Raw genomic sequence first — 14373 nt, 5'->3', positions numbered from 1 at the left:
GGCATTTGTTTTGCCCCTTTATGATTTATCTTAAATAGTATTTTTGTGATAAGGCCGTCTGAAACACCCTAATCATAAAATGTAGATACATCAATCACGGCAGGGCTGTATCAGTACCCACGGCGCAACCACCACCGCCCACATTTCCTGATTATCCGCCAAAAACCGCCGCGCCTGATCCTCGCTGACCAAACCGAATTTTCCCGCATCCATCAACGTTTTCAGTTCAACCGCATTGTCTTCAGACATCAGGTGTGCAGTCGCAATCAAATCCAATCCGGCATCCACATAAACTGCGGCACCGCGTGCGAAATGCGGCTGGAGTTCCTGCCATGAAATACGCGCCGTTTCTAAATTCAGCTTATCGTTCAACACATCATTATTCATGTGGCTTCACTCTATTCGGTGTTAAAAGATAATATTGTACCGCAATGCCCCTATTCTGCCGCAACCCCATATTCCACATACTTCATATTGTTATCCATTAATGAAACCGAATCAAAATCAAAGCCATAATATTTTGATTAAAACGAAATCTGCATATTGCGGACTATGCCTTTCAGACGGCCTATTGATACGTTGTTATGATTGGTTTTACAAACATAATGTTATACAGTATCATCGACACTTTACCGCTATTCCAACGGCTCCTGAGGCCGTCTGAAACATTAATATTTAAATAAATACGATAATGAACTCCATTTTATTGACCGGCCTATTCCAGCGCCTATTACTTGCCTGCGCCGCACTCATATTATTATGGGGTGTTTATTTTTGGGCGACGGCAACATGAGCATTGTGGTTGACAACCTCACCGTCAGTTACCGCCGCCGACCTGCCGTACACCATCTGGACACCGAGTTTTCCGATGGTTGCATGTGTGCCGTTTTCGGCCCCAACGGCGCCGGTAAATCCACCTTATTAAAAGCGCTGATGGGCTTATTAAAAGCAGATACCGGTAATATCCGCCACGTCGGTCTAAAACGCAGCGACATCGCCTATCTTCCGCAGCAATCCGATGTTGACCGCAGCCAGCCGATTACTGTTTTTGAACTGGCTGCTTTGGGCTTATGGTATGAAATCGGCTTTTTCGGCCGGGTAAATGCCAAACAGCGCGAACGGGTGATGCAGGCTTTAGAACGCGTCGGCATGGCTGAAACCGCCAACCGCCAGATTGCCCATCTTTCCAACGGGCAGTTCCAACGGGTTTTATTCGCCAGAATGCTGGCACAAGATGCCAAATTTTTATTGCTCGACGAACCGTTTAACGCCATTGATGCCGGCACCACCCATGCCCTGCTCGAAGTATTACACGGCTGCCATCAAGCCGGACAATCGGTCATCGCGGTCTTGCACGACTATGATCAGGTTCGCGCTTATTTTCCCGAAACGCTGCTGATTGCCCGCAAAAAAATTGCCGAAGGCGCAACCGAAAGCGTTTTAACCGAAGAAAATATGCAACAAGCCAATGCCGTGATGCAGCAACACGAAATAGAAGCATGGTGTACAGACTAAAATAACCCGCCTTTAGCCAAAGGCCGTCTGAAAAAGAATGATAATTCAGACGGCCCAACCGAAACCGCCTACCTGAATATGTACGAATTACTTGTCGAACCCTTTGCCGAATTTGATTTTATGCGCTATGCGCTCGCCTCGGTGATTTTCTTATCATTGAGCGCGGCGCCTGTCGGCGTATTTTTGGTGATGCGGCGTATGAGCCTGATAGGCGATGCCCTCAGCCATTCGGTATTGCCCGGCGCAGCAGTAGGCTATATGTTTGCCGGATTGAGTATGCCCGCTATGGGCGCGGGCGGTTTTGCCGCCGGTATGATTATGGCGCTGCTGGCCGGCTTGGTTAGCCGCTTTACGACATTGAAAGAAGATGCCAACTTTGCTGCTTTTTACCTATGCAGTTTAGCCATCGGCGTGGTTTTGGTCAGCAAAAACGGTAGTAGCGTCGATTTGCTGCACCTGCTGTTCGGCTCGGTTTTGGCGGTTGACCTGCCCGCCCTGCAAATGATTGCCGTTTGCGCCAGCATTACCCTGATTATATTGGCGGTTATCTACCGGCCGTTGGTGTTGGAAAGTATCGACCCTTTGTTTTTACGGGCGGTAAACGGTAAAGGCGGCTTCTGGCATGTGCTGTTTTTGATTCTGGTGGTAATGAATCTGGTAGCCGGTTTTCAGGCGCTGGGTACATTAATGTCGGTCGGCTTAATGATGCTGCCTGCTATCAGTGTTCGCCTATGGGTGAAAAATATGGGTGCATTGCTGCTGTTTTCGGTGGTGACCGCGCTCATCTGCGGTACCGGAGGATTATTGTTTTCCTATTATGTTGAAATCCCTTCCGGCCCTTCGATTATTTTATGGTGCGGTGTGTTTTATCTTTTTTCGGTTATCTTCGGCCTTGAAGGCGGTGTGATTTCCAAATGGCTGAAACATAAAAAACACCTTGCCGTATGAAGATGATGATTGTGTATTGATACTTTATTGCCGTTCAGACGGCCTATCCCTAAACCGATAGTCAGCAATACATATATTATGTTGTTTAACTTACCTAATCTTGTTATGTTATATCACAAGGAGACTATTATGAAACATTGGAAAATCGGTGTTATTACTGCGTTGTTATCCGGCAGCCTTTATGCGGCTCCCCTGCCTGTTGTGACCAGTTTCAGCATTCTGGGCGACGTGGCTCACCAAATCGGCGGTAATCGTGTAAACGTTCAAAGCTTGGTCGGCCCTGATCAAGACACGCATGCCTACCACTTAACCAGCGGCGATATTAGAAAAATCCGCAATGCCAAACTGGTATTATTGAACGGTTTGGGTTTGGAAGGTGCCGATGTGCAACGTGCCGTTCAACAAAGCCGCGTTCCTTATGCCGAAGCCACCGCAGGTATTACTGCATTAAAAGCCGATGACGACGATCATGACCACGATGACGACCATGACGATGATCATGATGATCATGACGAGCACGGTCATCACCATCATGGCGAATTCGACCCGCATGTTTGGTCTGACCCGGTATTAATGCAAACCTATGCCCGCAATGTTGCCAATGCATTGATTAAAGCCGACCCGCAAGGCAGAACTTACTATCAACAACGTTTGAACAATTATGAAAACCAGTTGAAACAGCTTCATGCCGAAGCACAAAGATCATTCAATGCCATCCCGCAAGCCCGGCGCAAAGTATTAACCGGACACGAAGCCTTTGCCTATATGAGTAAACGCTACAATATCAACTTTATCGCACCGCAAGGCGTCAGCACTTCGGACGAACCGTCTGCCAAAGAAGTGGCTGCCATTATCCGTCAAATCAAACGCGACGGTATTAAAGCCATCTTTACCGAAAATATTAAAGATACCCGTATGGTTGACCGTATTGCCAGAGAAACCGGCGTCAAACCCAGCGGCAAACTCTATTCCGACGCATTAAGCAAAAATGCGCAAGCCGATACATACGTTAAAATGTTCCGCCATAACGTGCGTGCGTTAAGCAATGCTATGAAATAATATATTGCAAAATCATCAGGCCGTCTGAATGTTCAGACGGCCTGATTTTTATAACTGCCGTTTATAGAGATTGTCTTTTGAAAACAACAATAAGCCCATATCCGTTAAACGGTTTCACTTACTTTATTAGAACCGAAAACTTTAAAGCGATGATCTAAAGAATCTAATTTTTTATCCCCCGCTGGCTCGGCTATGCCGCCAAAAACCATTTGGGCGTATAGCTTCCATGAATCGGGAATCGACCACTCGGCAGCCACATGTTCGTCAATAATCGGATTATAGTGCTGCAAATTGGCACCGGCTCCGGCAGACGCCAGTTTCACCCATACTGCATATTGAACCATGGCGTTGGTTTGTGCCGACCAAGTCGGGAATAAATCCGCATAAGCCGGAAAATTGGTTTGTAAATTCCGAACGGCACTCAGATCTTCAAAAAATAAAACCGTAGCGGCAGCTTCTTTAAATTTATTAACCTCTTGTCTTTTTTGCCCGAATTGATCACAGGCAACAATAGAAGTCAGCGCCTCTTTGGCCAGCTCCCATAATTTTTCATGTTCCTCTCCGAACAACACAACAACACGGGTAGACTGGCAATTAAATACCGACGGCGCATGCAGCACGGTATGGCTGATCATTTCGGTAATTTTTTCTTGGTCTAATGGTAGGTTTTTGTCCAATGCATAAACCGAACGGCGGATAGCTTCGGCATGTTGTAGTTCTTGACAAGGCATGATGTTCTTCCTCAGAATTAAGTTATTTTGAATAATTATTAAAGACGTTTTCCTAACTAAATAGAAACTACATTATTGTTATAGATACGGCTGCATTCCTTATGAGTCATGATTTTCTATAAAATACCTAAAAATACTTATTTAGATAACGGTTAAAATCTGGCAATATAGAAAACATGGAAAATTTCTGTAGAGTCGCATAACATTATGTCTAGCAACTTTTATCTAACGCTTCATAAGGAAACAGACGGAAATAAAATAAATAGTCATTTATTTAACTATATCTAATTTTATATTTTTAAATACCCATTTCAGCTGTATAGTATATAACTTTCTCTTTTATTAATATATAGGTACTTCTTTAAAGAAACCTTTCCCGAAAAGAAACCATGGATACCTTATTCAGTTTAAAAGTATTCCGTCAGGTCATACAAAGCGGTAGTTTTACCCGTGCGGCCGACCAACTCAATATTTCCACGGCGATGGCCAGTAAACACGTTAACCATCTGGAAAAAACCGTGCAGGCAAAGCTGTTGCACCGTAACAGCCGTAATCTGCACCTTACCGAAGCCGGCGAAGAATATTATCAACAAAGTGCCTACGCACTTGATATGCTGGAAGCCGCCGCCCGAAAAGCGGCCAGCGGTAACAACAAACCGCAAGGCACCCTTAAAATTACCATGCCGCAATGGTTTGCCAACAAACGCTTCAGCAACTGGTTGGAAGAATACCGCCAACGTTACCCGCAAGTAACCCTGAATTTAGACCTGAGCAACCACCATATCGATTTGATTGCCGAAGGTTTTGATTTGGCCTTGCGCGTTTCCAACACCCCCAATCCTTCGCTGATTGTCAAACCGTTAACCGATATCGAATTTATTATGGTTGCCTCTCCGGATTATCTGCGCCACCACGGCGTACCACAAACACCGGAAGAAGTCACAAACCACCCGGCCATATTGCCTTCTTATGTAGACGTTTCCAACGTGCAAATCAAAGACAAAGACGGCAATACACATGATTTTTCCCTTGATCCGGTAGTATTGAGCAGCAGTACCTTGATGACCGGCAGCCTGATACGTTCAGGTGTCGGTATCGGCTACCAGCCCTTGTGGTGCGTGGAAGACGATTTAAATTCAGGTAAGCTCGTACGCCTGTTCCCTGATTACCAATCACGCATTATCCGCCTATATGCCGCCTATGTGGACAGAACGTTTTTAAGTGCCAAAGTGCGCAGCTTTATCGATTTCCTCGAAGAAAAAACAACCTCTCCGGGCAACCGTCCTAAAGCTTTTTAAAGTGTTTTTTTAATACTTTCAAACAAATGGTTTTAACAACCTGCCCAACAATAAAGGCCGTCTGAAATAATTTCAGACGGCCTTTATTGTTCAATTATGTCTGCACGGCACTTCAGTATTCAATCGATTAACGTGTCAGCAGGCTTAATGCTTCCTGATACTTCTCAACGGTTTTCCGAATCACCTCTTCCGGCACTTTCGGCGCAGGTGCTTGTTTATTCCAACCGCTTTGTTCCAACCAGTCGCGCACAAACTGTTTATCAAAAGAAGGCGGATTGGTGCCGACACGGTATTGGTCTGCCGGCCAAAAACGGCTTGAATCCGGCGTTAACACTTCGTCCATCAACGTCAGCGTACCGTCTTCATCAATACCGAACTCGAATTTGGTATCGCAAATAATGATGCCGCGTATTTTGGCATATTCGGCCGCTTCGGTGTACAACCGAATGGCTTTATCGCGCACTTGGGCAGCCAATTCTTTGCCGATAATTTTTTCGCAGGTTTCAAAACTGATGTTTTCATCGTGATCCCCCACTTCGGCCTTGGTAGACGGTGTGAAAATCACTTCCGGCAGTTGTTGCGCCTCCTGCATGCCTTCCGGTAGCGGAATACCGCACACCGCACCTGTTTTTTGATACTCTTTCCAACCGCTGCCTGCCAGATAACCGCGCACAATCGCTTCTACTTTTACCGGTGTGAGTTTTTTGGCTACTACCGCGCGCTTTTCGAGTGCTTTGGCTTCTGCTTCGGGCAATACATCGTAAACCGTATCGCCGGTAAAATGATTCGGCATAATATGTGCCAGTTTGCCAAACCAAAAATTAGAAATTTGTGTGAGTATTTCGCCTTTTCCCGGAATAGGATCATCGAGAATAACGTCGAATGCGGAAAGCCGGTCGGAAGCCACCATCAACATACGCTTATCGTCTATTTCATAAAGATCGCGGACTTTGCCGGAATAAATTTTTTTCAAACTGATTGAAGACATGGTTTTCTCTTTATCGGAGGTTTTGGATCGGAAAGTATTATTTTAACGGAAATCCCCCTCAAGCGTGCAGATTGTTCACAATCATCAGGTAATCAAGCAACCCGATACCAATCTTTTCCACATTGTTTTTTGTTGTTCGCAAGCTTATATTAATGAACAATGTCTGAATCAAGCCGTCTGAAAATGTTCAGACGGCCTAAACATACCGATTTATCCGTTCACGGGCAAAACACGTTATACTTTAGTCATGACCCTATTTTGCCATTGTTTTCTTCAAGGAACCCGCCATGATGCCCGAACAAAACCGTTTACTTTGCCGAGAATTAAGCCTACTCGCATTTAACCGCCGTGTTTTGGCACAAGCACAAGATACACGCGTACCGTTGTTGGAACGTTTGCGTTTTTTATGTATCGTATCATCCAATTTAGATGAGTTTTTTGAAGTGCGCATGGCTTATCTCAAACGCGAGATGAAGCAAAATCCCAATACTCTGCTTGATAACGGTAAAACACCGGCCGAAACCATTGCCAAAGCGCAACAGGAAGCCCATGCACTGATACGCGAACAATATGCTTTATTCAACGAAGTTTTACAACCGGCGCTAAGTAAAGAAGGCATTCATTTCTATCGTCGCCAAAACTGGACGACCCAACAGCGGGAATGGATCGAGGATTATTTCGACCGCGAACTTCTGCAAATCCTCACCCCCATCGGTTTGGATCCCTCCCACCCCTTCCCCCGCCCACTGAATAAATCCCTTAATTTTGCCGTCGAACTGCTTGGCAATGATGCATTTGGCAGAGCTTCGGGGATGGCGATTGTGCAGGCACCGCGTATTTTGCCGCGCGTGATTAAACTACCGCCTGAAATCTGCAATGGCGAAAGTGGTTTTGTATTCCTTTCCTCTATCCTGCATGAATATGTAGACAAACTTTTTCCGGGCATGGAAGTAAAAGGCTGCCACCAATTCCGTGTAACCCGCGACAGCGACCTAACCGTTGATGAAGAAGACCTGAAAAACCTGCGTACCGCGATTCAAAGCGAGCTGAAAGACCGCGAATACGGCGACGGCGTGCGTCTGGAAGTGGCAGAAACCTGCCCGCCGCATATTTATGAATTTCTGCTCGGCCATTTCAAACTGGATATATCCGAAATGTATCAAGTGAAAGGGCCGGTGAATCTGGTGCGCTTGATGTCGGTGCCCGATATGGTCGACCGCCCCGATTTAAAGTTTCCGCCCCGCACGGCGGGGTTGCCGAAAAGCGTTAGAAAAGGCAAACCGATTATCGAAACCGTTACATCAGCTCCTTTATTGCTGCATCATCCTTATCAGTCGTTTGAGCCCGTTGTCCGCTTTATTCAAGAGGCCGCCATCGATCCCGATGTGGTCGCCATTAAAATGACAATCTACCGCACCGGCAGCAATTCGGAGTTGGTTAAAGCATTGCTACACGCCACTCAGGTAGGAAAAATCGTAACCGTAGTCGTAGAATTAATGGCACGTTTCGACGAAGCTAACAACCTGAATTGGGCGCAGCAACTGGAAAATGCCGGTGCCCATGTGGTTTACGGCGTATTCGGCTATAAAGTTCACGCCAAGATGGCGCTGGTTATCCGCCGTGAAAACGGTGTTCTCAAACGTTACGCACATTTGGGCACAGGCAATTATCACCAAGGCACCTCCCGTATCTACACCGATTTCGGGCTGATTACCGCCGATGAAGAGATTACCGCCGATGTAAACACCCTGTTTATGGAAATCACCGGTTTAGGGCAACCCGGACGTTTAAACAAACTGTATCAAAGCCCGTTTACCCTGCACCCGATGATTATGGACAGCATCGAGCGGGAACGGCTCCATGCCGAATCCGGCCGCCCTGCATGGATTATCGCCAAGATGAATTCGTTAATCGAACCCAGTGTTATCGAAGCACTATATGCCGCCAGCGCCGCAGGTGTACAAATCGATTTAATCGTACGGGGTATGTGCGCCCTACGCCCCGAAGTACCCGGCTTATCAGACAATATCCGGGTGCGTTCGATTATCGGCCGCCAATTGGAACATGCCCGCGTATATTATTTCTACAACGACGGTGAAGAAGATACCTATATTTCCAGTGCCGACTGGATGGGGCGTAATTTCTTCCGCCGCATCGAAACCTGCACCCCCATCGAGCAGCCTGATTTAAAAGCCCGTATCATCCATGAAGGCCTGACTTTGGCCCTGCAAGATAACCGGCAGGCATGGCTGATGCGCCCCGATGGCAGTTATGTCCGTGCCGAACCGGATCAAGACGGTAGCGAACAAAGCCTACAAGACGAGCTTTGGGCGGAATACGGCATTTAATACACCGGCCTTCCTATCTGCATTATAAAAAGCCGTCTGAAACTTTTCAGACGGCTTTTTATAATAATTTTTATCTATAACCAAAAAGTTTATTCTTTTATTAACTTTCTATTTGATTCACATCTATTCTTACTAAACCAACTATTTCCCCCACCACTGCCTATTGTAAAACAAAACACTCATCCTTAGAAAATATAAGGTTATAAAATACATTACCGATATTAAATTTTTAAGTGGAACAAATATACGACCGTCCATATCTAAAAGTATCATCAGGCAGACAATGATTTCCGTCCACTGCGAATCATTTATATATTTATAAATAAGGATAACCAGAATGGAAAATAAGCTCGGCTTCAAACCTATACCGGCGGCAATAGCTGTTGTATTGGCATTATTGATTTGGTTTGCTATCCCCGTGCCCGAGGGGGTGACACCGCAGGCATGGCATCTTTTGGCAATGTTTATCGGCGTGATAGCCGCCATTATCGGTAAGGCTATGCCGATTGGCGCATTATCTATTGTGGCCATTATGCTGGTTGCGGTCACCGGCGTAACCTCCGACAACCCGGGCAGTGCCATTCAAGATGCCCTGAGTAGTTTTTCCAGTTCGCTGATTTGGTTGATTGGTATTTCCATCATGATTTCACGCGGCATTTTAAAAACCGGTTTGGGCGCACGCATCGGCTACTTATTTATTTCGCTTTTCGGTAAAAAAACACTCGGTATCGGCTACAGCTTGGCTTTATCCGAACTGATATTGGCTCCGGTTACTCCGAGTAATACCGCCCGCGGCGGCGGCATTATCCATCCGGTAATGAAAGCCATTGCCTCTAGTTACGACTCCGATCCGGAAAAAGGTACGCAAGGCCGTATCGGCCGCTACCTTGCTCTAGTCAACTACCATAGCAACCCGATTACTTCGGCCATGTTTATTACCGCAACCGCCCCTAACCCGCTGGTTGTGGATATTGTCGCCAAAGCCACCAATTCTAATATCCATCTGAGCTGGGGCACTTGGGCTTTGGCTATGTTACTGCCGGGTTTAGCCGCTATCTTTTTAATGCCGTTGGTTTTATATTTCATTTATCCGCCTGAAATCAAAGAAACCCCCAATGCCGCACAATTTGCCAAAGAGCGCCTGAGCGAATTAGGCAGCATGAACCGCGGTGAAAAAATTATGCTGGGTATTTTTGCTTTATTGCTGATTTTATGGGCAGGTATTCCGGCTATGCTATTGGGTGACGGTTGGCGTGTGGATGCCACAACCACGGCATTTATCGGCCTTGCATTATTATTGCTGTCGGGCGTGTTGTCATGGGATGATATTTTGAAAGAAAAAAGTGCATGGGATACCATCACTTGGTTTGCCGCTTTGGTGATGATGGCAACATTCTTAAACAAACTCGGCCTGATTACATGGTTTTCCGGTGTATTGGAAAGCAATATTCAGCAACTCGGTTTAGGCTGGGTAGGTGCATCCACTCTACTCTTGTTGGCCTATATGTATGCGCATTATATGTTTGCCAGTACCACCGCCCATATTACCGCCATGATGGGGGCTTTCTATACTGCGGGTATCGCACTGGGCGCCCCGCCCATGTTGTTTGCCCTGATAATGGCGGCGGCTTCCAGCATTATGATGACCCTAACCCATTACGCTACGGGTACCTCACCGGTGATTTTCGGTTCGGGCTACACCACATTAGGCGAATGGTGGAAAGCCGGATTTGTAATGAGTGTGGTGGATTTACTGATATTTATCTTTATCGGCGGCGTTTGGTGGAAAGTGCTCGGTTATTGGTAATGCAAACCTTACATAGCCAATTCAGACGGCCTTTCCCGTCTAGCCCGAACTGGTTAAATGTAATATTTAAATGAGGCCGTCTGAAAAATATCGGCTTGATATTATCAAAAAAATCCTCTGATTCTTACTTCATCAATCTAAAGTAAAGAATCGGAGGATTTTAATTGATACAGCAAGTATATTTATAATACTTTCACAATGCTTTCGCACAAATAACGGATATTGTCTTCAGTAATACCTGCCACATTAATGCGGCCGGAACGTACGGCATAGATGGCAAATTCGTCTTTCAGGCGGTCGACCTGTTCGGGCGTTAAACCTGAGAATGAGAACATACCGTTTTGTTTCACAATAAAATCAAAATCCTGCTTAGCACCGTATTCTTTCAACATATCCACGAATTTTTGGCGCATTTCTTTAATGCGGCTGCGCATTTCATCCAATTCGGCAATCCACTGCGCTTTCAGTGCTTCGTCTTTCAACACCAAAGCAATAGTATTGCCACCGTGTGAAGCCGGATTTGAATAAAGGGTACGGATAATGATTTTTACCTGACTAAATGCACGGTTAGCCGTTTCTTCATCCGCAGCCACTAAAGTAAACGCACCGACACGTTCGTTATACATACCGAAGTTTTTAGAATAAGAGCTGGCCACCAATAATTCTTTTTTCACTTTGGCAAATGCACGCAAGCCGTAAGCATCTTCTTCCAAACCGTTGGCAAAACCCTGATAAGCGAAGTCAAACAAAGGCAACCAACCTTTTTCGGCAGACATTTTCGCCAATGTATCCCATTGTTCGGGAGTCGGATCAATACCGGTCGGGTTATGACAGCAACCGTGCAACAAGACTACATCGCCCTCACCTGCTTGGCTTAAATCTTCAATCAAACCGTCCCAATCTAAGCCGTGGCTATTTTTATCGTAATAACGGTAATCGCGGATATTCACGCCTACTGCTTTAAAAATGGCATTATGGTTTGGCCAAGTCGGTCCGGAAATCCAAATATTTTTACTTTCAGTTTGGCGTTTGATAAATTCGGCAGCCACGCGCAAAGCACCTGTTCCACCCAAACTTTGTGCGGTTTTGGCACGTTTATTGGCAATGATTTCGCTATCGGCACCAAACAACAGTTTTTGTGTTTGCGCGTTGTATTCGGCCACACCGTCGATGGTTAGATAATTTTTGGTATCTTCCGTTTCCAGCAGGCGTTTTTCCGCCTCTTTCACGGCTTTCACAATCGGGGTTTTGCCTTGGGCATCTTTATAAACACCGATACCCAAATTCACTTTTCCGGAACGGGTATCGGCTTTAAATGCTTCACCTAAGCCTAAAATGGGGTCTGCGGGTGCGGCTTCGATTTTATCGAAAAACATGCTTATACCTTTCTCAATTATTTTAAATAAACATAACAGGTTATTTACAATTTCTATATCTTACGCTGATTAACAGAAGATGAAAACAACCCTTATCATGAAATTCATAGGTAAATATTCAAATTGATACAAACCGCTATGCTTTTAGCCTTTTCACTGTTTTTTCATAGTCAATCCAATGACCACACTTACCTATCTATTTAAATGAACACTTCGCTAAAATAAAATGAAATAACAAATAAATAATGTTTTAAAGCAACAATCGACAGCTCTTAAAACATTACGTTTCACCTTTTCAGACGGCCTCTGCATCACAATCAAATATATGTTGCTCATAAAACAATCCGCTCACCCCGTTTGTATCAAACAAAACAGATGAGCGGATTACTTATTACCAAGAATTGTTAACCTTATGCTAAAGCCTCACCAACGGCACGATGTGCTTGGTCAATGGCACCATGAACATAAGGCATCCAACCGGAATCAGAACCGGCCATAAAAATATTACCAACTGGCTTTTGCATGGTTCCGGTTGCTTTTTCGGTGCTTTGATCCGAATCCCATAAGCCGGTTTGCTCATAGCTATAACCATGTGCCCAACGGTTAAGGGTTACCGACACCAATACATCATCCAAGTTTTCTCCGGCTACCTGATAAATACTGCGAAGCTGATCGAGCATTTGCTGTTTTAAATTGTCGAAATTCTGCTGATAAAGTGCCATTCGACCTTTTTTATACATTTCACGCGCAGTTTTTCCGGAAAAGTCAGTCGCAATATGCACCATATGGATAATCATAGGTTCATCTGCCGTTTGCGGAAACTGATACCCACCCATGCTGACAGGGTCATCCAATTTAACCAAGCAATATGGCGCATCGGGCGCATAAAGGGAATGTACCCCGAGTTTTTGGAATGCTTGTGAGTTTTTCACCGCTGCTTTGCCATACACCATCGGTATTTTCACATTGGTTGTTGCCGCATTTTTCTGGGCTTCGGGCATTTGCGGTATTACTCTCGCCGCCAATGCGCTATGCCCTGCAAAAATCGCCTGTTTGGCCTGAACCTGTTTAAGATTACCGCCATCACGGGGTAGATAGGCAACAGCAACGCCCTCATCATTATTCTCAAGCAATAAAGCCGTGCTGTTTAAGCGGATACGTATTTTATTTTCCGGCACATCCAATTTGCTGTAATCGAATTTAGCCAACACAATATCTTCCATCGTATCGCCTGTTGCGACGGCAGGAATCATTCTGCGCACCAACATACGCGCAATAGAAGCATTGCCGTCGGGGAAATGATAGATATAAGGCTCTTCTTCGTATTCTTCCGTTTCCAAGCCCAAATTCTGCACACCGGGATAGCCGTCATCCAAGGCCTCTTGTACGGAAATGGCATTAATCGCATGCCCCCAATATTCCGAACTGATATTTTTAAGGTATTTCAACGCACCTTCGGGCAATTTAACGTAATTTTTTAAGAAATCATAATAGCTGGTGTTTTCTGCAAATTCCTTACGTCCGCTTTTGGTTTTGCCTTTAAGGTAGTCGGCCGGCTCGGCATAAAGTGCCATTAATGCCTGTTTGTCTTCTTCCGGTAAAGGAAATTTTTCAATCACAGCCAACGTATCTTCTTCATCCACCACAGGAATACCGCTTACCACAGCATCTTTGCCGAATGCAGCCTGATTAAAAAACACCCCTTCTTTTAGTTTACGCGTTTGCTCGTATAAATCTTGATGAAAATATTGTTCGAATTTGGTGTAGTCAATGCCCAAATCTTCCAGCAATGCCAAAGATTCTTCCGAATATTCGGATTTAGGCGAATCAATCGATTCACTGCCTGCATAAGAAATCAATAAACGACCATCTACCGTAAATTCATTACGCTGCGCATGGCCGCCAAAATCTTCGTGATTATCCAACAATAAAATTTTGGCATCGGGGCGTTGCTTTTGATAGAGATAAGCGGCTGTCAATCCGCTTATGCCGGCACCGACCACCACCAAGTCATATTGCTCCTCAGCTTTGCCCGGTAGCTGATACCCTTTTCCTTGCAGCGCAACACTATGCGCGGCTGTTCGTGCACCATCTGTATCACCGCGCAAACCAAGCAGGGCGGGCGGATAATAATCGGCATTAACCGCTACCGTACCCGAACCTGAATGATTCGGTGAAAAAAGCCGATAAACTTTGTCACAACCACCCAACATTAATGCACCGGCAACGGCTGTCGTACCTTTAAGGAAAGTACGACGTGAGAAAAGACATTTCATATTATGTTCCTAATTTTATTTTAATAC

The 14373-nt window shown here is 45.3% G+C and carries 11 protein-coding genes; 6 read left to right on the top strand and 5 right to left on the bottom strand.

The genetic code is table 11. From position 1 onward, the window contains the following. Window positions 1-90: 90 nt before the first annotated feature. On the bottom strand, window positions 91-387 hold the full coding sequence (locus NXS09_RS02025; protein WP_259290886.1) for a DUF2288 domain-containing protein: 297 nt from the start codon (window positions 385-387) through the stop codon (window positions 91-93). Window positions 388-759: 372 nt separating this feature from the next. On the opposite strand from NXS09_RS02025, the gene NXS09_RS02020 reads away from it, so the two are divergent. The 3 genes from NXS09_RS02020 (at window position 760) to NXS09_RS02010 (ending at window position 3522) form a co-directional block, all read left to right on the top strand. Continuing rightward, window positions 760-1515, top strand: coding sequence for a metal ABC transporter ATP-binding protein (locus NXS09_RS02020; protein ID WP_434802991.1), 756 nt, complete (start codon window positions 760-762; stop codon window positions 1513-1515). Between the two features lie 72 nt (window positions 1516-1587). Next, window positions 1588-2463: a metal ABC transporter permease gene (locus NXS09_RS02015; protein ID WP_259290954.1), complete on the top strand. Its 876-nt coding sequence runs from the start codon at window positions 1588-1590 to the stop codon at window positions 2461-2463. 129 nt (window positions 2464-2592) lie between these two features. Further along, the gene (locus NXS09_RS02010) at window positions 2593-3522 is read left to right on the top strand and encodes a metal ABC transporter solute-binding protein, Zn/Mn family (protein WP_259290885.1); all 930 of its coding nucleotides are present in this window, start codon (window positions 2593-2595) and stop codon (window positions 3520-3522) included. 104 nt (window positions 3523-3626) lie between these two features. Here NXS09_RS02010 and NXS09_RS02005 read toward each other — a convergent pair whose 3' ends face one another. After that, entirely contained in the window at window positions 3627-4253 is a 627-nt protein-coding gene (locus NXS09_RS02005) for a nitroreductase family protein (protein ID WP_259290884.1), read from the bottom strand. A gap of 389 nt (window positions 4254-4642) precedes the next feature. On the opposite strand from NXS09_RS02005, the gene NXS09_RS02000 reads away from it, so the two are divergent. After that, window positions 4643-5551 carry a LysR family transcriptional regulator gene (locus NXS09_RS02000; protein WP_259290883.1) on the top strand — a complete coding sequence of 303 codons (909 nt, stop codon included), beginning with the start codon at window positions 4643-4645 and terminating at the stop codon, window positions 5549-5551. Window positions 5552-5678: 127 nt separating this feature from the next. Here the strand turns inward: NXS09_RS02000 and NXS09_RS01995 are convergent, their stop codons facing one another. Beyond that, window positions 5679-6539 (bottom strand): phosphoribosylaminoimidazolesuccinocarboxamide synthase, encoded by an 861-nt coding sequence (locus tag NXS09_RS01995; protein WP_259290882.1) that lies wholly within the window; start codon window positions 6537-6539, stop codon window positions 5679-5681. Window positions 6540-6829: 290 nt separating this feature from the next. Here NXS09_RS01995 and ppk1 point away from each other — a divergent pair, with 290 nt between their 5' ends. Further along, a complete protein-coding gene (ppk1, locus tag NXS09_RS01990; RefSeq protein ID WP_259290953.1) occupies window positions 6830-8887 on the top strand; it encodes a polyphosphate kinase 1 in 2058 nt (685 codons plus the stop codon). Between the two features lie 337 nt (window positions 8888-9224). Beyond that, window positions 9225-10694 (top strand): anion permease, encoded by a 1470-nt coding sequence (locus tag NXS09_RS01985; protein ID WP_259290881.1) that lies wholly within the window; start codon window positions 9225-9227, stop codon window positions 10692-10694. 182 nt (window positions 10695-10876) lie between these two features. Here the strand turns inward: NXS09_RS01985 and NXS09_RS01980 are convergent, their stop codons facing one another. Both NXS09_RS01980 and NXS09_RS01975 read right to left on the bottom strand, forming a co-directional pair. Then, window positions 10877-12070, bottom strand: a complete 1194-nt coding sequence (locus NXS09_RS01980) for an amino acid aminotransferase (protein ID WP_259290880.1) — start codon at window positions 12068-12070, stop codon at window positions 10877-10879. Between the two features lie 410 nt (window positions 12071-12480). After that, entirely contained in the window at window positions 12481-14346 is a 1866-nt protein-coding gene (locus tag NXS09_RS01975) for an NAD(P)-binding protein (protein ID WP_259290879.1), read from the bottom strand. Window positions 14347-14373: the final 27 nt, after the last annotated feature.

The sequence above is a fragment of the Neisseria montereyensis genome, from assembly GCF_024834045.1.
Lineage (GTDB): Bacteria > Pseudomonadota > Gammaproteobacteria > Burkholderiales > Neisseriaceae > Neisseria > Neisseria montereyensis.
The sequence above is the reverse complement of the archived record's forward strand: the minus strand, read 5'-3'. Positions and strand labels throughout refer to the sequence as shown.